The sequence below is a fragment of the Micromonospora sp. DSM 45708 genome, from assembly GCF_039566955.1.
GTDB lineage: Bacteria > Actinomycetota > Actinomycetes > Mycobacteriales > Micromonosporaceae > Micromonospora.
The window spans coordinates 5,718,403-5,735,779 of the sequence record NZ_CP154796.1; the positions used below are offsets into that span (position 1 = coordinate 5,718,403).

Annotated in this window: 18 protein-coding genes, 1 tRNA gene and 1 pseudogene; 3 read left to right on the forward strand and 17 right to left on the reverse strand. The window is 72.1% G+C overall.

Annotated features, from left to right (window positions below; all coding sequences use genetic code 11):
* Nucleotides 1-39: 39 nt before the first annotated feature.
* The 6 genes from VKK44_RS24585 to VKK44_RS24610 all read right to left on the reverse strand — a co-directional run bounded on the left by VKK44_RS24585 (nucleotide 40) and on the right by VKK44_RS24610 (nucleotide 4,596).
* Complete coding sequence (locus VKK44_RS24585; RefSeq protein WP_343443566.1) at nucleotides 40-474, reverse strand: hypothetical protein; 435 nt, start codon at nucleotides 472-474, stop codon at nucleotides 40-42.
* A 73-nt stretch (nucleotides 475-547) separates the two neighbouring features.
* Nucleotides 548-922, reverse strand: coding sequence for a GntR family transcriptional regulator (locus VKK44_RS24590; protein WP_343443567.1), 375 nt, complete (start codon nucleotides 920-922; stop codon nucleotides 548-550).
* Nucleotides 919-1,860 (reverse strand): YihY/virulence factor BrkB family protein, encoded by a 942-nt coding sequence (locus VKK44_RS24595; RefSeq protein WP_343443568.1) that lies wholly within the window; start codon nucleotides 1,858-1,860, stop codon nucleotides 919-921. Before VKK44_RS24595 ends, VKK44_RS24590 begins: the two co-directional genes overlap by 4 nt.
* A 56-nt stretch (nucleotides 1,861-1,916) precedes the next feature.
* Nucleotides 1,917-2,480, reverse strand: a complete 564-nt coding sequence (locus tag VKK44_RS24600) for a 2'-5' RNA ligase family protein (protein ID WP_343447891.1) — start codon at nucleotides 2,478-2,480, stop codon at nucleotides 1,917-1,919.
* A gap of 40 nt (nucleotides 2,481-2,520) precedes the next feature.
* Nucleotides 2,521-3,546, reverse strand: a complete 1,026-nt coding sequence (gene trpS, locus VKK44_RS24605; RefSeq protein ID WP_343443569.1) for a tryptophan--tRNA ligase — start codon at nucleotides 3,544-3,546, stop codon at nucleotides 2,521-2,523.
* A 33-nt stretch (nucleotides 3,547-3,579) separates the two neighbouring features.
* Entirely contained in the window at nucleotides 3,580-4,596 is a 1,017-nt protein-coding gene (locus tag VKK44_RS24610) for a hemolysin family protein (protein ID WP_343443570.1), read from the reverse strand.
* Nucleotides 4,597-4,823: 227 nt separating this feature from the next.
* Here VKK44_RS24610 and galE point away from each other — a divergent pair, with 227 nt between their 5' ends.
* Nucleotides 4,824-5,756, forward strand: a complete 933-nt coding sequence (gene galE / locus VKK44_RS24615; RefSeq protein ID WP_343447892.1) for a UDP-glucose 4-epimerase GalE — start codon at nucleotides 4,824-4,826, stop codon at nucleotides 5,754-5,756.
* Nucleotides 5,753-6,913 carry a galactokinase gene (gene galK, locus VKK44_RS24620; protein ID WP_343443571.1) on the forward strand — a complete coding sequence of 387 codons (1,161 nt, stop codon included), beginning with the start codon at nucleotides 5,753-5,755 and terminating at the stop codon, nucleotides 6,911-6,913. Before galE ends, galK begins: the two co-directional genes overlap by 4 nt.
* A 116-nt stretch (nucleotides 6,914-7,029) precedes the next feature.
* On the opposite strand, the gene cysN is transcribed toward galK, so the two are convergent.
* From cysN to VKK44_RS24665, 9 genes and pseudogenes are all read right to left on the reverse strand, one after another.
* Nucleotides 7,030-8,334, reverse strand: coding sequence for a sulfate adenylyltransferase subunit CysN (gene cysN / locus VKK44_RS24625; RefSeq protein WP_343443572.1), 1,305 nt, complete (start codon nucleotides 8,332-8,334; stop codon nucleotides 7,030-7,032).
* Nucleotides 8,334-9,245, reverse strand: a complete 912-nt coding sequence (gene cysD / locus VKK44_RS24630; protein ID WP_343443573.1) for a sulfate adenylyltransferase subunit CysD — start codon at nucleotides 9,243-9,245, stop codon at nucleotides 8,334-8,336. Before cysD ends, cysN begins: the two co-directional genes overlap by 1 nt.
* Before the next feature lie 79 nt (nucleotides 9,246-9,324).
* Nucleotides 9,325-10,158 (reverse strand): inositol monophosphatase family protein, encoded by an 834-nt coding sequence (locus tag VKK44_RS24635; protein ID WP_343443574.1) that lies wholly within the window; start codon nucleotides 10,156-10,158, stop codon nucleotides 9,325-9,327.
* A 74-nt stretch (nucleotides 10,159-10,232) separates the two neighbouring features.
* Nucleotides 10,233-10,823, reverse strand: a complete 591-nt coding sequence (gene pth / locus VKK44_RS24640) for an aminoacyl-tRNA hydrolase (RefSeq protein WP_343443575.1) — start codon at nucleotides 10,821-10,823, stop codon at nucleotides 10,233-10,235.
* A 100-nt stretch (nucleotides 10,824-10,923) separates the two neighbouring features.
* Nucleotides 10,924-11,619, reverse strand: coding sequence for a 50S ribosomal protein L25/general stress protein Ctc (locus tag VKK44_RS24645; protein WP_343443576.1), 696 nt, complete (start codon nucleotides 11,617-11,619; stop codon nucleotides 10,924-10,926).
* A 285-nt stretch (nucleotides 11,620-11,904) separates the two neighbouring features.
* The gene (locus VKK44_RS24650; protein WP_181571583.1) at nucleotides 11,905-12,885 is read right to left on the reverse strand and encodes a ribose-phosphate diphosphokinase; all 981 of its coding nucleotides are present in this window, start codon (nucleotides 12,883-12,885) and stop codon (nucleotides 11,905-11,907) included.
* Between the two features lie 50 nt (nucleotides 12,886-12,935).
* Nucleotides 12,936-14,402 (reverse strand): annotated as a pseudogene (glmU, locus tag VKK44_RS24655) (bifunctional UDP-N-acetylglucosamine diphosphorylase/glucosamine-1-phosphate N-acetyltransferase GlmU); the annotation flags it as partial.
* Between the two features lie 159 nt (nucleotides 14,403-14,561).
* Nucleotides 14,562-14,633, reverse strand: a tRNA-Gln gene (locus VKK44_RS24660).
* A gap of 94 nt (nucleotides 14,634-14,727) precedes the next feature.
* Nucleotides 14,728-15,576 (reverse strand): helix-turn-helix domain-containing protein, encoded by an 849-nt coding sequence (locus VKK44_RS24665; RefSeq protein ID WP_343443577.1) that lies wholly within the window; start codon nucleotides 15,574-15,576, stop codon nucleotides 14,728-14,730.
* Nucleotides 15,577-15,653: 77 nt separating this feature from the next.
* On the opposite strand from VKK44_RS24665, the gene VKK44_RS24670 reads away from it, so the two are divergent.
* A complete protein-coding gene (locus tag VKK44_RS24670; RefSeq protein ID WP_343443578.1) occupies nucleotides 15,654-16,316 on the forward strand; it encodes a TetR/AcrR family transcriptional regulator in 663 nt (220 codons plus the stop codon).
* Here VKK44_RS24670 and VKK44_RS24675 read toward each other — a convergent pair.
* Nucleotides 16,313-16,786, reverse strand: a complete 474-nt coding sequence (locus VKK44_RS24675; protein ID WP_343443579.1) for a DUF4383 domain-containing protein — start codon at nucleotides 16,784-16,786, stop codon at nucleotides 16,313-16,315. The two genes, VKK44_RS24670 and VKK44_RS24675, sit on opposite strands and share 4 nt — an antisense overlap.
* Nucleotides 16,787-16,901: 115 nt before the next feature.
* Nucleotides 16,902-17,357: a DUF4383 domain-containing protein gene (locus VKK44_RS24680; RefSeq protein WP_343443580.1), complete on the reverse strand. Its 456-nt coding sequence runs from the start codon at nucleotides 17,355-17,357 to the stop codon at nucleotides 16,902-16,904.
* Nucleotides 17,358-17,377: the final 20 nt, after the last annotated feature.

Consider the following 17,377-nt stretch of genomic DNA (forward strand, 5'->3'; position numbering starts at 1 on the left):
TCCGGGGGCCGGCGTCCGCCGGTGCGGTTACCCCGGTGGTCAGCCGCCCTTGGCGGTGAGCAGCGCGGCGATCCGGGCGAAGCCGGCGCGGACCTCGTCGGCGTCCGGCGGGTTCGCCGGCTCCGGCTCCGGCTGGCGTTCGGCGGCCAGCTCCAGTTCCTCGTCGATGACGTCCTCGAAGTCGCCGTAGAGGTCCGCCTGGTCGGTCTCGTCCTCGGCGGCGAGCTGCGCGGCGGCGATCTCACCGCGGATCTCCTCCGGCGTCAACGCCGGCAGCAGCGGTTCCACGACCGCCATCAACTGCTCCTCGGCCACCACCGCCTCGGCCAGCGCCAGCGCGTGCGGTCGCTCGTACGGGCCGCAGACCACCGGCTCCCACTCGTCCTCGGCGGCCAGCGGGCCGAACGTGATGATCCAGGGCAGGGTCAGCATCGGCGAGTCGTTCGGCAGGTCCAGTGTCACGAGTGCGCCCACCGGCTCATCATGGTCGGTCCGCGCCCGCGCGGGGACCGCAATCCCCCGAGTCTCCCCGCTCAGGCGACCGTCCTCAGCCACGCGTACCGGCGTCCAGCGCGGCCCGGACCAGGGCGACCGCCCGATCCGGCGGCACACCCAGGCGACGCGCCTCGACGGCGTAGTCGGCCGCGGCCCGGTGCAGCCGGTCGGTGGCGTCGTCGCGTCCGGGCGCCACCACCGTGCCGTGCCGGCCCCGGGTCTGCACCAGCCCGGCGGCCTCCAGCTCGCGGTAGGCCCGCGCCACCGTGTTCACCGCCAGCCCCAGGTCGGCGGCGAGCTGCCGGACCGCGGGCAGCCGGGTGCCCACCGCCAGCCTCCCGGTCCCGATGGCGCCCGCGAGCTGGGCGCGCACCTGCTCGTACGGGGGTGTCGCCGACTCCGCGTCCACCAGGATCCGCGGGCTCATCCCCCGCCCCCCGGCGTGCCCGGGTCGGTCTCCTCGTCCAGCACGTCCGCCTCCACGTCCACCTCCCGCGCACCGCCCTCGGCCAGGTCGACCACCCGGCCGTACCGGCTGGTGGCGGCGAGCGCGGCGCCGAAGAGCACCATCTGGTTGAGCAGGTAGAGGTAGAGCAGCAGGCCCACGGCGGTCGCCACCACCGTGTACGCCGGGTTCCGCTCGGTGCGCACCACGTAGTAGCGCCCCACGGTGTTGAGCAACGTGATCCCGATCGCGACGGTCAGCACCGCCGGGCGCAACCGGCGGCGGCTCATCCGCAGCCGGGGCACGGCCAACAGCAGCGCGGCGGCCAGCACGGCATTGACCAGCACGCTCAGCACCGCGCTGACAGTGGTCAGGCCGACCGAGCCGGTGCTGCGCAGCAGGAAGCGCAGCAGCGACTCCAGCGCGTCGACGGCGGCGACCGAGACGAAGAGCAGCACGAAGACCGCGACCAGCACGCCCAGGTCGACCAGGCGGCGCACCACGAGGTTGCCGGGCTGCTGGTTGAAGCCGTACATCAGCCGCTGCGACGAGCGGATCGCCTCCACCCACCCGATCCCGGTGAAGACCAGGATGATCAGGCCGACCACGCCGACGGTGTTGCTGCTCTCGGCGATCTGCGCCGGGTCGAGGAAGGGCAGGTTCTCCCGGAGGAACTCGGCCGCCGCGCGGCTGACCTCCTCGTTGTCCCGCAGCACCGCGCCGAAGATCCAGTACGCGACCAGGGCGAGCGCGAACACGGCGAAGAAGCCGTAGTAGGCGATGGCGGCGGCGAGCCGCCCGGCGAGCAGGTCGGCGTAGAGCGTTCCGGCCAGCCAGACGTGGTCGAAGACGGACGAGCGACCCCGGGCCGCGTCGATCCGGCGCCCGACCGCCGTCTCGATCCGGCCGAAGACGTTCACCCCGCCATCCTCGCCGATCGCCGCCCCCGGCGGAGGCGGCCCGGTCGGCCGGGTGTTCAGCGCGGGCCGCCGAGCCGGAAGTCGCGACGGGGCTGCCACCGGGCCGCGCCGCTGTGCGAGAAGAGCGTGAACGCCTCCACCTCGAACAGCGCGGAGAAGTCGGCCAGGTCCTCGTACGCCTTGTCGAGCACCTCGGGTGGCACGTCCTGGGCCACGGTGACGTGGGGGTGGTACGGGAAGCGGGCCTCGCGCCGCAGCTCCGGGGCCGAGTTGATGGCAGCGGCGAGCAGCTCGCACTCGCTGATCCCGGCCGCCACCGTCACGAAGACCACCTGGGTGACCGGGCGGAACGTGCCGGTGCCGCGCAGGTGCAGCGTGAACGGCAGGTGCGTGGCGGCCACCCGGCTCAGGTGCGCCTCGACCGAGGGCAGCGCGCGTACCGGGATCTCGGTCGGACCGAGCAGGGTGACGTGGGCCGGGACGGCCTGCGGGTCACCGGCGGAGACCCGGCGGCGGGTGAGCAGCCCGCCCCACGGCTCGGGCACGTCGACCGCGATCCCGATCTGGATCGTGTCCCCGCCGCCCGGCGCTGCGTCACTGCCCGCCACGTTGCGCGCCATCCCTCCGGTCACCGCCACCGTTCCCGCCCTGCCCGGGCCGCTACTCGGACCGCACCGGGGGGAAGAAACCGACCCGCTCGTACACGGTGCGCAGCGTGTCGGCCGCCACCGCCCGGGCCTTCTCCGCGCCCTGCGCGAGCAGCTTGTCGAGCTGGGCCGGGTCGTCCAGGTAGGCGTTGGTGCGCTCCTGGACCGGCGTGACGAACTGCCGCACCACCTCGGCGAGATCCTTCTTGAGGTCGCCGTAGCCCTTGCCGTCGTACGCCGCGACCAGGTCGTCGATGCTCCGGCCGGAGAGCGCGGAGTAGATGGTGAGCAGGTTCGAGACGCCCGGCTTGCCGGTCGCGTCGAAGACGATCTCGCGGCCGGTGTCGGTGACCGCCGAGCGGATCTTCTTGGCCGAGCGGGCGGGATCTTCCAGCAGGTCGATGATGCCGGCCGGGGAGGAGGACGACTTCGACATCTTGGCCGTCGGGTCCTGGAGGTCGACGATCTTGGCGGTGTCCTTCACGATGTGCGGCGCCGGCACGGTGAAGGTCGGGCCGAACAGCGAGTTGAACCGCTGGGCCAGGTCGCGGGAGAGCTCCAGGTGCTGCCGCTGGTCCTCGCCGACCGGCACCGCGTGCGCCTGGTAGAGCAGGATGTCGGCGGCCTGGAGGATCGGGTAGGTGAACAGGCCCACGCTGGCCCGCTCGCTGCCCTGCTTCTGCGACTTGTCCTTGAACTGGGTCATCCGACCCGCCTCGCCGAAGCCGGTGATGCAGCCGAGCACCCAGGCAAGCTGCGGGTGCTCGGGCACCTGCGACTGGGCGAACAGGACGCTGCGCTCCGGGTCGATGCCCAGCGCGAAGAGCTGCGCCGCCGCCACCCGGCTGCGGCGCTTGAGCAGCTCGGGGTCGTGCCCCGCGGTGATCGCGTGCAGGTCGACCACGCAGTAGTAGGCGTCGTGGCTGTCCTGGAGCGCCACCCAGTGCCGCAGCGCGCCCAGGTAGTTCCCGAGATGGAACGAGTCGGCCGTCGGCTGGATGCCGGAGAAGACGCGCGGGCGGGCGGGTACGTCGGACATGGCGGCAATTCTGTCAGCAAGCCCCCCGGTCCGTCATGACGGGCCGGCGGGTCGGGCGGGTACGGGTGGGCGCGGGCCGTTGACCTCGCGCCGGGGCTCGGGCAGCCGGCGTACGGAGACCGCCAGGCGGGACACCCGACGGCCGTCGAGCACCAGCACCCGCAGCAGCCAGCCCTCCGGACCGGCGGCACCCGACCCGTCGGCCGGGTCACCGCGTACCGGCACCTCGTCACCGACCACCGGCAGGCGACCGAGCGCGGCCATCACGTACCCGCCGACCGTCTCGTACGGGCCGGCCGGCAGCGGCACTCCGGTGCGTTCGGCGAAGTCGGCCAGGTTGAGCCGGCCGTCGACCACGGCGGGCAGGCCGGCCGGCCCTGGGTCGGACGGGCCGTGGCGCCCGTCGTGGATCTCCCCGACCAGCTCCTCCACCAGGTCCTCGCAGGTGACGATGCCGGCGGTGCCGCCGTACTCGTCGACCACGACGGCCAGGTGGTGCCCTTCCCGGCGCATCTCGGTGAGCGCCGCGAGCACCCGCTTGCTGCCCGGCAGCCGCTTCACCTCGCGGGTCAACGCGCCGACCGCGACCCGACCGGCCGGCTCCGGCCGCAGCAGCACGTCGCGCAGGTGCACCAGACCGACCACGTCGTCGTGCGTGCCGTCCACCACCGGGTAGCGGGTGTGCGGGTCGGCGCGGACCAGCCGCTGCGCCTCGGCCACGGGCAGACCGGCGGCGAGGAACACCACCTCGGTGCGGGGCACCATCACCTCGCGGACCAGCCGCGCACCCGCCTCCAGCACCTCGTCGATGATCCGCCGCTCGTCCGGGTCGAGCAGCGTGTTGGCGGCGACCAGGTCGCGCAGCTCGGCCTCGCTGATCCGTTCCCGCCCGGCGGTGGGACTCGCCCCGAGCAGGTCGGTCACCACCCGGGTGGCGCCGTCGGCGGCCCGCACCACGAGCCGGGCCACGGCCCGGGCCAGCGGGCCGGATTCGCGTCGGGGCCGCCCCGACGGTCGCCGCCGGGGCCCGGGACCACCCGCTTCCCGCATGACAAGCATGGTAGACAGCGACCGCCGGATGCCCGGCCCAATGTGCGGATCTGTTCAATCCTGGTGGATCGTGATGGAATGGGGTGACGCGCACTCGACCGTCGCGCCGTGGCCGCCGGCCGTAGGGTGATCACGAACGGCCGACACGGACGCGGCCAGGCAGGAGGATCGACGTGAAACTGCTCGTCACCGGCGGCGCCGGCTACATCGGCAGCGTGGTGACCCGGATGCTGCTCGACCACGGCCACCAGGTGACCGTGCTGGACGACCTGCGCACCGGCCACCGCGAGGCGCTCGCCCCCGACGCCACCCACGTCGACCTGCCGGTGCACGAGGCCGCCCGGGTGCTCACCCCCGACGCCGGGTTCGACGGCGTGCTGCACTTCGCCGCCCTGATCGCCGCCGGCGAGTCGATGATCCGCCCCGAGCTCTACTGGCACACCAACACCGTCGGCTCGATCGCCCTGATCGACGCCGTCCGCGCCGCCCGGGTGCCCCGGATGGTCTTCTCCTCGACCGCCGCCGTCTACGGCAACCCCACCGAGCTGCCCATCCCGGAGACCGCCGTCAAGGCACCCACCAACACGTACGGGGCGACCAAGCTGGCCGTCGACATGGCGCTCACCTCCGAGGCGGTCGCGCACGAGCTGGGCGCCGTCTCGCTGCGCTACTTCAACGTCGCCGGGGCGTACCTGCGCGACGGGACGGCGATCGGCGAACGGCACGACCCGGAGACGCACCTCATCCCGATCGCGCTCGACGTGGCCGCCGGCCGGCGCGAGAAGCTCCAACTCTTCGGCGACGACTACCCCACCGTCGACGGCACCTGCGTCCGCGACTACATCCACGTGGAAGACCTGGCCCGCGCGCACCTGCTCGCGCTCGACGCCGCCACGCCGGGCCGGCACCGGATCTACAACCTGGGCAACGGCAACGGCTTCACCAACCGCCAGGTCGTCGACGTGGTCCGCGAGGTCACCGGCCACCCGGTGCCGGTCGAGGTGGCGCCACGTCGCGAGGGTGACCCCGCCGAGCTGGTCGCGTCGTCCGCGCTGGCCCGCGACGAGCTGGGCTGGGTGCCGGCGAAGGCGACCCTGCACGACATGATCGGCGACGCCTGGGCGTTCTACCGCGAGCACCTCACCGGGCGAGCCTCATGAGCGGCGACGTCGCGGCCCGCGCCACCGAAGGCTTCCGGCAGCGGTACGGCGCCGAGCCGGCCGGCCGCTGGGCGGCTCCCGGCCGGGTCAACCTGATCGGCGAGCACACCGACTACAACGACGGTTTCGTGCTGCCCTTCGCGCTGCCGCTGCGTACCGTGGTCGCCGCGGCGCCCGGCCCGGACGGGCGCTGGACGGTCTGGTCGGAGCTGGACGACCAGCCGGTCGAGTTCGACGTCGCCGAGGCGGACGAGCCCGGCCGGGTCGACGGCTGGGCCGCCTACGTGGCCGGGGTGGTGTGGGCGCTGCGCGCCGCCGGCCTCGACGTCCCCGGCGCGCGGCTCGCGATCGCCTCCGACGTCCCGGTCGGCTCCGGCCTCTCCTCGTCCGCCGCCATCGAGTCGGCGGTGCTGGCCGCGCTGGTCGACCTCGGCGGGCTCGACCTGCCCACCGGGCGCTGGCCCCGGCTCGCCCAACGCGCCGAGAACGACTACGTCGGCGCGCCCACCGGGATCATGGACCAGTCCGCGGTCATCCGGGGCCGGGCGGGTCACGCGCTCTTCCTCGACTGCCGCACCGAGGAGATCGAGCAGATCCCGTTCGACCTCGACGCCGCCGGACTGGCCGTGCTGGTGGTCGACAGCCGCGCGCCGCACCGGCACGCCGACGGCGAGTACGCCGCCCGGCGCAGGAGCTGCGAACGGGCCGCCGCGACGCTCGGCGTGACCGCCCTGCGCGACGTGCCCACCGACGGGCTCGACGCGGCGCTGGCCCGCCTCGACGACGACGAGACCCGACGCCGGGTCCGGCACGTGGTCACCGAGAACCAGCGGGTGCTCGACACCGTCGCGTTGCTGCGCGCCGGCCGGGCCCGGGACACCGGTCCGCTGCTCACCGCCTCGCACGCCTCGATGCGCGACGACTTCGAGATCACCGTCCCGGAGATCGACACCGCGGTCGAGGCGGCGCTGGCCGCCGGCGCGTACGGCGCGCGGATGACCGGCGGCGGCTTCGGCGGCTGCGTGCTCGCCCTGGTCGACGCGGACGCCGCCGACGAGGTGGCCGCCGCCGTGACGACCGCGTACGCCGAACGCGGCTTCGCCGCCCCGGGCACCCTGACCGTCCTGCCCGCCCCCGGCGTCACCCGCCTCCCCTGACCCCCGCCCCGCCTGCGCGCCCCTGATTCACGGAAAGAGTGGCCATCCACGCTCGGATGGCCACTCTTTCCGTGAATCTGCGCGACGCGGGGAGGCGCGACGCGGGGAGGGGCGTGTCAGGTGGCTTCGACGATCATGCCGGCGCCTACCGTACGGTTCGTCGCCTCGTCGATGATGACGAAACCGCCGGTGGTGCGGTTGCGGCGGTACTCGTCGGCGAGCAGCGGCACCGTCGTGCGCAGCCGGACCCGGCCGATCTCGTTCAGCTTCAGCTCGGCCGCCGTCTCGTCCCGGTGCAACGAGTTGACGTCCAGCCGGTAGTGCAGCTCCCGCACGATCGTGCGCGCCGAACGGGTGGTGTGCTTGATCGCGTACCGGCCGCCGACCTGCAACGGCCGGCTCTCGTCCATCCAGCAGACCATCGCCTCGATGTCCTGCGCGACCATCGGGGCGTTGTTCGGCCGGCAGATCAGGTCACCCCGGGAGATGTCGATCTCGTCGGTCAGCCGGACCGTCACCGACATCGGCGGGAACGCCTCGTCCACCGGGCCGTCGGCCGTCTCCACCGAGGCGATCCGGCTGGTGAACCCGGACGGCAGCACCATCACCTCGTCGCCCGGCTTGAGCACGCCGGACGCCACCTGGCCGGCATAACCCCGGTAGTCGGTGACGGTGGTGGACTGCGGCCGGATCACGTACTGCACCGGGAACCGGACGTCGACCAGGTTCCGGTCCGAGGCGATGTGCACCCGCTCCAGGTGGTGCAGCAGCGACGGGCCCTCGTACCAGGGCATGTTCTCCGAGCGGGTGACGATGTTGTCGCCGCGCAGCGCGGAGATCGGCACCACGGTCAGGTCCGGCGCGTCGAGCTTCGCGGCGAACGCGGTGAACTCGTCGGCGATCCGCTCGAACACCTCCTGCGACCAGTCGACCAGGTCCATCTTGTTGACGCACAGGACCAGGTGCGGCACCCGCAGCAGCGAGCAGAGGAACGCGTGCCGGCGCGACTGCTCCACCAGGCCCTTGCGCGCGTCCACCAGGATCAGCGCCAGGTCGGCCGTGGACGCGCCGGTGACCATGTTCCGGGTGTACTGGATGTGCCCCGGCGTGTCGGCGATGATGAACTTCCGCCGCGGCGTGGCGAAGTAGCGGTACGCCACGTCGATGGTGATGCCCTGCTCCCGCTCGGCGCGCAGGCCGTCGGTGAGCAGCGCCAGGTTGGTGTATTCGTCGCCCCGCGCCGCGCTGACCGCCTCGACCGCGGCGAGCTGGTCGCTGAAGAGCGACTTCGTGTCGTACAGCAGCCGACCGATCAGGGTCGACTTGCCGTCGTCGACGCTGCCGGCGGTGGCGAACCGCAGCAGGTCCATCGGCCGTGCGGCGGTCTCACCGTCGGCCGGCGCCAAGGTGTCGACACTCATCAGAAGTAGCCCTCTCGCTTACGGTCCTCCATGGCGGCCTCGCTGACCCGGTCGTCGCCGCGCGTCGCGCCGCGCTCGGTGATCCGGGTGGCGGCCACTTCCTCGATCACCTTCTCCACCGTGTCGGCGTCCGAGCGGACCGCCGCGGTGCAGGAGGCGTCACCCACGGTCCGGTACCGCACCTGGGCCTTGAACGGCTGCTCACCGACGCGGGCCCGGAAGAACTCGTTGACCGCGTAGAACATGCCGTCGCGCTCGATCACCTCGCGCTCGTGCGCGAAGTAGATCGCCGGCAGCGGAATCCGCTCCCGGGCGATGTAGTGCCAGACGTCCAGCTCGGTCCAGTTGGAGAGCGGGAACACCCGGATCGACTCGCCGGGGTGGTGCCGGCCGTTGTACAGCGACCACAGCTCCGGGCGCTGGTTCTTGGGGTCCCACTGGCCGAACTCGTCGCGGAAGCTGAACACCCGCTCCTTGGCCCGGGCCTTCTCCTCGTCCCGCCGGGCGCCGCCGAAGAGCGCGTCGAAGCGGTGCTTCTCCACCGCGTCGAGCAGCACCGGCGTCTGGATGCGGTTGCGCATGCCGTCGGCCGACTCGCGGACCATGCCCTTGTTCAGCGCCTCCGGCACGCTGGCCACGATGAGGTGCAGGCCCAGCTCGGCCACCCGCTGGTCGCGGTAGTCGAGCACCTCGGGGAAATTGTGCCCGGTGTCCACATGCATCACCGGGAACGGGATGTTGGCGGGCGCGAACGCCTTCTGCGCCAACCGGAGCATCACGATCGAGTCCTTGCCACCGGAGAAGAGCAGAACCGGCCGCTCCATCTCGGCGACGACCTCGCGCATCACGAAGATGCTCTCCGCCTCGAGCGCGTCGAGGTGCGACACCTGGTACGCGGCGGGGGCCGTCATGACACGAACTCGATTCGCTCGGATCCGTACATCGGATTCCAGACCTTTCCGGTCGGAGTCGTGAAGAAGAACGCTCAGGTTACCCGGAACGACGCTGCAACGCCGCAAGCAACCGACTCGCGAGATCCTTGCGGCAGACCAGCAGATCGGGTAGGCGCGGGTCGGCCTCGTTGTATTTCAGCGCAGAACCGTCGATCCGGGAAGCGTGCAGTCCGGTGGCCGTCGCCACAGCGACCGGAGCGGCCGAGTCCCACTCGTACTGGCCGCCGGCGTGGATGTACGCGTCGACCTCGCCGGTCACCACCGCGGCGATCTTCGCACCCGCCGAGCCCATCGGAACCAGATGAGCGCCGACGTCCTCTGCCAGATCGGTCAGGAAAACCGGCGGACGGCTACGGCTGACCGCCAATCGGATGGCCCGCCCGGCGCCCGCCGTCGCCGCCTCCACCGTCATCGGCGGGTACGCCGGCGGGTAGTCCGTACCCAACACCCGATGCTGCGCCGGCAGGCCCACCGCGCCCGCCACCAGACCGTGCGGCGTGGACGCGTGCCGCGACCAGAGCGCCACGTGCACCGCCCAGTCCGCGCGCCCCTCCTCCGCGTACTCCCGGGTGCCGTCCAGCGGGTCGACGATCCACACCCGGTCCGCGGTCAGCCGGGACATCGCCTCGCGGCTCACCTCGGCCGTCCAGGCCAGCCGCGAGCCCTCGTCCTCCTCCGACAACACCGCGTCCGCCGGCCGCCACCGCGCCAACTCGGTCCGGATCAGGTCGTGCGAGACCTTGTCCCCGGCCGACGTCAGCGCCCCGGCGTCCGCGAAGCCCAGCTCCGCGCGCAGACCGGTCAACGCCTGCCCGGCCCGCGACGCCAGCCAGCGGGCGAACGCGCCGTCGATCATCGGAGGACTGCCCATGGTGTCACCGCTCCCGTCGCCGGCTTCGCTCGCGTCGCGAGGCGCAGACTACCGGCCGGCACCTCAGGAGCCGGTCAAGCCCCGTGGTACAGGTTCTGCGTCGGCTCCACACCCTTGGTGACCACCGACTCCACCACGTCCGCCGCGCGGTCGACCAGGAACTCCAGCTCCTTGCGCTCCGCGCCGGAGAAATCCGAGAGTACGTAGTCGGCCGGGTCCTGCCGGCCCGGCGGCCGTCCGATGCCGAACCGCACCCGGACGTAGTCCTTCGTGCCCAGCGACTTCGACATCGACCGCAGGCCGTTGTGGCCGCCCTCGCCGCCGCCGCACTTCACCCGCACCTGCCCGTAGCCGATGTCCAGCTCGTCGTGCACCGCGATCACCCGTGCCGGCGGGATCTTGTGGAACTGCGCCAGCCCGGCCACCGGACCACCGGAGAGGTTCATGTAGGTCAGCGGCTTCACCAGCACCAGCTTCGGGCCGCCGAACCCCAGCCGCCCCTCGGCCACCACCGCCACCGCCCGCTTGTGCCGGCCGAACTTCGCGCCCAGCCGGGCGGCCAGCAGATCGGCCACCATGAACCCGACGTTGTGCCGGTTGTCCGCGTACTCCCGACCGGGGTTGCCCAGGCCGACCACCAGCCACGGCCCCGCCTCGTCCGTCACCCCGACGCCCCTTCCCGCTCGCTTCCCCGACGACCCGTCCCGATACGCCGACAGGCGCCCCCGGACACCGGGGACGCCTGTCGCACAGCCTGCGGACCGATCAGGCCTCGGTCTTCGCCTCGGCCGGAGCCTCGGCGCCCTCGGCGGCCGGAGCGCCCTCCGGCGCCTCGGCGGTCTCCTCGCCGGTCTCGGCCTCGGCCTCCTCGGTGGCCTCCTCGACCTCGGGGAGGGTGGCCTCGAGCTGCTCGGCGGTCGGGGCGGCGGTCACCGAGGCGACCGGCAGCTCACTGTCGGCGGCCAGTTCGACACCGGACGGCAGCTCGACGTCGGCGGCGGTGATCGTGGTGCCCGCCTCGGCGCCCTCGATCGACGCCTCCAGGTGGTCCGGCACCTTCGTCGCGTCGGCGGTCACCGACAGGGTGTCGTGGTCGTGCACGATCAGGGTGTCCCGCGCGGCCTCGCCGGTGAGCTGGACCGGGACCTCGACGGTGACCTTCTCGCCGCGGCGGACCAGCAGCAGGTCCACGTGCTCGAAGGTGTCCTTGATCGGGTCGCGCTGGATCGCCTTCGGCAGCGCCAGCACCTGGGTGCCGTCGCTGACCTCGATCGCGAAGAGCTGGTTCGCGCCGCCCTTGCGGATCGCGGCGGCGAACTCACGCGCCGGAAGCGCGATGTGCTTGGGCTTCTCGCCGTGGCCGTACAGCACGGCAGGCACCTTGCCGGCCCGGCGGGTACGACGGGCACCACCCTTGCCGAACTCGGTACGGGGCTCGGCGCTGATCTTTACCTCGGACACGGGGAAACTCCTGATGCTTCGCTGCGGCGGCTTGTCGTCTGGCGGTGCTGGGCGAGGGGCTCGCTGGGGCTCAAGGTCATGAACGACCGCCCGGAGCACCGCGTCGATGACGGCGCCTCCGCGCGGTGCTATTCAGCAGCCCGCCGGGCACCCTCGCCGTGGCAACCGGACCAGTCTACCCGAGCGATTTCCGCGCCTGCCGGCAGTCCCCCATTATCACCGCGCCGGCCGGCCCGCAGCGCAACGGCCCGGCCGCCGGACCACGCCGGCGACCGGACCCCGCGGTCAGCTCAGGCCACCGAACAGGGTGGTCACCGAGCCGTCGTCGAAGACCTCCCGGATCGCCCGCGCCAGCAGCGGGGCGATCGACAGCACGGTCAACTTGTCGAGCTGCTTCTCCGGCGGCAACGGCAGCGTGTTCGTCACCACGACCTCGCTGATCGGGCTGTTCTTCAGCCGCTCCGTCGCCGGGTCCGACAGCAGCGCGTGCGTCGACGCGACCACGATCTCCGCCGCCCCGGACTCCTTCAGGATGTCCGCCGCCTTGGAGATCGTGCCGCCGGTGTCGATCATGTCGTCCACGATCAGGCACACCCGGCCCTCGACCTCGCCGACCACGCGGTTCGCCACCACCTGGTTCGGCTTCATCGGGTCCCGGGTCTTGTGGATGAACGCCAGCGGGCACCCACCGAGCCGGTCCGTCCAGCGCTCCGCCACGCGCACCCGGCCCGAGTCCGGCGCCACCACCGTCATCGGCCGGCCCGCGTACTTGTGCTCCACGTACTCGGCCAGCACGTCCATCGCGAACAGGTGGTCCACCGGGCCGTCGAAGAAGCCCTGGATCTGCGCCGTGTGCAGATCCACGGTCAGGATCCGGTTCGCGCCCGCCGTCTTCAGCAGGTCGGCCACCAGCCGCGCCGAGATCGGCTCGCGACCCCGGTGCTTCTTGTCCTGCCGCGAGTAGGGATAGAACGGCAACACCACGGTGATCCGCTTGGCCGAACCGCGCTTCAGCGCGTCCACCATGATCAGGGTCTCCATGACCCACGTGTTCACCCCGTGCGTCACGGACTGCACCACGAAGGCGTCCGAACCACGGACCGAGTCCTTGAACCGTACGAAGATCTCACCGTTCGCGAACTCGTACGCGTCGGCGGGCGTCGGCGCGACGCCGAGCACCTCACCGATCTCCTTGGCCAGCTCCGGAAAACCCCTCCCGGAGAAGAGCATCAGGCTCTTGCGGTTTTCGGCGACGATGCTGCCCATGGGCCCGTCTGCTCCCGTATGTCGGTGGTACCCGGCGGGGCCGGGGACTGTTCGGTTGCAGTATCCCCCGGGTTCACCGGCCCACCCACCGCCCGGCGGTCCCCGTGGATTCAGTCACCTTCGCTTGCGGCCCCGCCCGGCTCCGACGCACCCTCCCGGGCCTGCCGCGCCGCGTCCGCAGCCGCCGTGCCGGCCCGCTTGCGCAGCACCCAGCCCTCCACGTTGCGCTGCTGACCACGCGCCACCGCCATCGCGCCCGGCGGCACGTCCGCGATGATCACCGAACCGGCCGCGGTGTACGCGCCGTCGCCCACCCGCACCGGCGCCACGAACATGTTGTCCGCCCCGGTACGCGCGTGACTGCCGATCGTGGTGTGGTGCTTGTGCACCCCGTCGTAGTTGACGAAGACCGTGGCGGCGCCGATGTTGCTGTGGTCGCCGATCGTCGCGTCCCCCACGTACGACAGGTGGGGCACCTTCGAGCCCTCGCCGATCGTCGCCTTCTTGGTCTCCACGAACGTGCCGACCTTCGCCTTGCGGGCCAGCCGCGACTCCGGCCGCAGGTACGCGTACGGGCCGACGCTGGCCTGCGGGCCCACCTCGGCGCCCACCGCGTGGCTGCGCACCACGCTCGCGCCCTCGCCCACCGCGGTGTCGACGAGCGTGGTGTCCGGACCGACCGAAGCGCCCGCGCCGATCGTCGTGGCGCCCTGCAACTGGGTGTTCTGGTCGATCACGGCGTCCCGCTCCAGCGTCACCGTCACGTCGATCCAGGTGGTGTGCGGGTCGAGGATGCTCACGCCGGTACGCATCCAGCCCTCGTTCACCCGGTCGCGCAGCAGCCGGCGCAGCCCGGCCAGCTCCACCCGGTCGTTGCAGCCCAGCGTCTCCACGTGGTCGGCCGCCCGGTGCACCGCCACCGGCTCGCCCGCGTCCCGGAGCAGCGCGAAGACGTCGGTGAGGTACTCCTCGCCCTGGTCGTTGTCGGTGGAGAGCTTGCCCAGCGCCTCCCGGAGCCGGGCCAGGTCGAACGCGTAGATGCCCGCGTTGATCTCCCGCAGCGCGCGCTGCTGCGGCGTGGCGTCGCGCTCCTCGACGATCTGCGCCAACCGCCCGTCCGTGTCCCGCACGATCCGGCCCAGGCCGGTCGGGTCCGGCACCTCGGCGGCCAGCACGGTCGCCGCCGCGGCGGCCTCCTCGTGCGCCGCGACCAGGGCCGCGACGGTCTCCGGCCGCAGCAGCGGCACGTCGCCGTTGATCACCACGACGGTGCCGGTGGCGTCCGGCACCGCGTCCAGCGCGATGCGGACCGCGTGCCCGGTGCCGAGCTGGCGCTCCTGGAGCACGGGTGTGGCCCCGGGGGCCACCTCGGTCAGGTGCGCCCGCACCTGGTCGGCGCCGTGGCCGACCACCACCACGGTGCGGTCCGCGCCGAGCGGCTCGGCCGCGGCCAGGACGTGACCGAGCAGGGTGCGGCCGAGCAGCGGGTGCAGCACCTTGGGCAGGGACGACTTCATCCGCTTGCCCTCACCGGCGGCGAGCACGACAACGGTGCGGAGGTGGGGCTGGGACACGACGTGGCTCCCGTCGGGACGGCGACAGTCTCGCGGTCATGCTAACCAGAGCAGCGGGCAGCTTGCCGCGTACCCCACGAAGGGCACCTATACCTGGAACTGCTCGGCCGCCAGGATTCGAACCTGAAACACAAGAACCAAAATCTTGGGTGTTGCCAGTTACACCACGGCCGAAGGGAACGCTGACAGCTTACCGGGTCTCGCTCACCTCCGGACGCCTCGGATCGGGCGCATCGCCACGCGGGCGAGCCACTCCGCTGCCGGCCGTTCATTCATCGCGCATTCCCGCCACGGCGTCCCCGAGCCCGGCGATCAGGCCCTCGACCCGCCAGTAGAGCTGCCGGCTTCGAGGAACGGCGATCACCAGGCAACCCCGGTAGCCCTCGCCGCTGTTCCGCCGCACCGTCGTCGGACTGTGCCGTTTGAGCGTCGCCCGCGTGAACCGCTCCAGCGGGAGCCGCAGCCGCTCCGCCCACCAGCGCTCGGTCGCCTCGACCTCGCCGGACTCGTGGATGAGCAGTCGGTAACTCGCCATCTCGCGGTTGACACCACAGGCGGCGAGAAACGCGAGGAACAGCGCGAGCAAGCCGGGGTCGCTGTTGACGAACTCCAGTCGATCCTGCGGTCGCCACGGCTTCGACTTGCTCCCCTCGCACCAGTAGATCGCCGCGCCAAGCACCAGCAGGTCCCGCTCGCTGAGGCCACCCACCGCAGCCGCGGCCCGAGCCTTCGTGGCAGCCTGCTCCGCATCCCGCGCCTCCCGGTAGGCGCCCCAACGCGCATCCGTCATCACCTTCGCGTGCGCCCGTCGCCGCTCGGCCGTCGCGGCGTCCGGGTTCAGCGGCAGGTGCCGCACCCACTGGTAGGCGGTGGACTTCGCCACGCCCAGCCGCACCGCGATCTGGTTGACCGAACACCCGGTCGCGCGCAGCCTCAGCGCCTCGGCGCGGGCGTCGTCCCGGGCCCGGGGGCGACGGGTCCACTTCGGCGGCGACACGCCGCGCAGCAGCGCGTAGGCCCGGTCGCGGCCGATGCCGAGTCGGGCCCGGATCTCCACGACGGAGAGTTGTTCCTCGACGCGCAGCCGGCGCGCCTCGGCAGCGAGCGGATCGGTCACCACCCCAACTTAGAACAGGTGTACGACATCTGGTCGCCGGTCGGCCGGCGCGGGCCGCGCCTGGCAGGATGGGGCGGGTGACCGACGTTCCCGGCAGCGACCGCGCTCGCCGGCGGGCCGTCCCGGCGGCCAAGCCCCGGGTGCGGATGTCCGCGGCGCAGCGGCGCGAGCAGTTGATCTCGATCGCCCGGCAGATCTTCGCCGAGCGCGGGTTCGACGCCACCTCGATCGAGGAGGTGGCGTCGCGGGCCAAGGTCTCCAAGCCGGTGGTCTACGAGCACTTCGGCGGCAAGGAGGGGCTCTATGCGGTGGTGGTGGACCGGGAGGTCCGCTCGCTGCTGGACCGGATCACCACGGCGCTGACCGCGGGTCATCCCCGGGAGCTGCTGGAGCAGGCCGCGTTGACGCTGCTGACCTACATCGAGGAGGAGACCAGCGGGTTCCGGGTGCTGGTCCGGGAGTCGCCGCTGATGTCGGCGACGGGCAACTTCAGCAGCGTGATGAACGACGTCGCGCACCAGGTGGAGCACATCCTCGGCGCGGAGTTCTCCAGTCGGGGGTACGACCCGAAGCTCGCGGAGCTCTACTCGCAGGCGCTGGTGGGCATGGTGGCGTTGACCGGGCGCTGGTGGCTGGAGGTGCGCAAGCCGCGCAAGGAGACGGTGGCGGCGCACCTGGTGAACCTGGCCTGGAACGGCCTGTCGCACCTGGAGTCGAAACCGGGGCCGATCCGCGGTTAGCGGTTGCCCTCGGCAACCGGGTGGTAGCGGCGTCGCCGCTCCTCCTCGGCGTGCTCGGGCGGCCCGACCTTGTCGTAGAGCCCGGTGGCGAGCAGGATCAGCCCGAACAGCAGCGACACGACGACGGTGGACATCGAGAAGTTCAGGAAGTTCGCCGAGGTCTGGAGCACGGACATCATCAGGATGCCGGTGACCAGGAAGACCGCGCCGGCGGTGAGGTTCATGTAGTGCCCGAGGTTGTTCCGGCGGGACGCGCCGAGCAGGAGGACCGCGCCGAAGACCACCGACACCAGCGAGAAGGCCAGGTTGGTGCGCAGCCCGAGGGCGTAGGTGTCCTGCCGGCTGAACAGCCCGTCGCCCCAGGTCTTGAACACGCCCCAGACACCGAAGGCCAGGATGTAGAGGCCGATGAGACCGGACAGCACCCGGTAGAGCGGTCGCGCGGGGTGGTTCACCGGGAAGTGCGCCATGGTGCCCTCCAGTCGTCCGACTGATTCGGGGCAATTGTCGCCCGAGCCGGCCGCTCCCGTCCCGGAAAACGCCGACGGCCCGGCGCGGTGCGCCGGGCCGTCGGGACGAATCGGATCAGAGCACCAGGCGGGCCTTCTGCCAGGCCTCGTGCTCGTCGGAACTGCCGACCTTGCCGTACATGCCGACCATCAGGAGCACCAGCGACAGCGTCAGGACCACGATGACGGTCATGATCGAGAAGTTGAGCACGTTGGCGTCCGTGTGGAGGAACGCCAGCGCGGCCAGACCGATGACCATCAGGGCGTACGCCAGCCACTGGTTGATCGCCACGTCGAGGTTGCGGCCGATCGCGGTGCCGACCAGGATCACCACGCCGATCAGGATCGACAGCAGCGAGTAGGCCAGGTTGGTGCCCTGACCGAGCACCCTGGTGTCGTCCTGGGCGAAGAAGTCGTTGCCGGCGCTGGCGATGATGCCGAGGCCGCCGAAGACGACGAAGTACAGACCAACGAGCCCGCCGATCGCCCGGTAGATCGGCCGCGCGGGGTGGTTGACGGGGGTGTGGGCCATCTCTGCGTCTCCAAGACCGT

Bases quoted from the DNA above. Each gene is read 5' to 3' on its own strand.
- VKK44_RS24590 (WP_343443567.1), bottom strand. From the start codon at position 922: ATGAGCCCGCGGATCCTGGTGGACGCGGAGTCGGCGACACCCCCGTAC.
- VKK44_RS24600 (WP_343447891.1), bottom strand. From the start codon at position 2,480: ATGGCGCGCAACGTGGCGGGCAGTGACGCAGCGCCGGGCGGCGGGGAC.
- trpS (WP_343443569.1), bottom strand. From the start codon at position 3,546: ATGTCCGACGTACCCGCCCGCCCGCGCGTCTTCTCCGGCATCCAGCCG.
- VKK44_RS24610 (WP_343443570.1), bottom strand. From the start codon at position 4,596: ATGCGGGAAGCGGGTGGTCCCGGGCCCCGGCGGCGACCGTCGGGGCGG.
- galE (WP_343447892.1), top strand. From the start codon at position 4,824: ATGCTGCTCGACCACGGCCACCAGGTGACCGTGCTGGACGACCTGCGC.
- galK (WP_343443571.1), top strand. From the start codon at position 5,753: ATGAGCGGCGACGTCGCGGCCCGCGCCACCGAAGGCTTCCGGCAGCGG.
- cysN (WP_343443572.1), bottom strand. From the start codon at position 8,334: ATGAGTGTCGACACCTTGGCGCCGGCCGACGGTGAGACCGCCGCACGG.
- cysD (WP_343443573.1), bottom strand. From the start codon at position 9,245: ATGACGGCCCCCGCCGCGTACCAGGTGTCGCACCTCGACGCGCTCGAG.
- VKK44_RS24635 (WP_343443574.1), bottom strand. From the start codon at position 10,158: ATGGGCAGTCCTCCGATGATCGACGGCGCGTTCGCCCGCTGGCTGGCG.
- VKK44_RS24650 (WP_181571583.1), bottom strand. From the start codon at position 12,885: ATGGGCAGCATCGTCGCCGAAAACCGCAAGAGCCTGATGCTCTTCTCC.
- VKK44_RS24675 (WP_343443579.1), bottom strand. From the start codon at position 16,786: ATGGCGCACTTCCCGGTGAACCACCCCGCGCGACCGCTCTACCGGGTG.
- VKK44_RS24680 (WP_343443580.1), bottom strand. From the start codon at position 17,357: ATGGCCCACACCCCCGTCAACCACCCCGCGCGGCCGATCTACCGGGCG.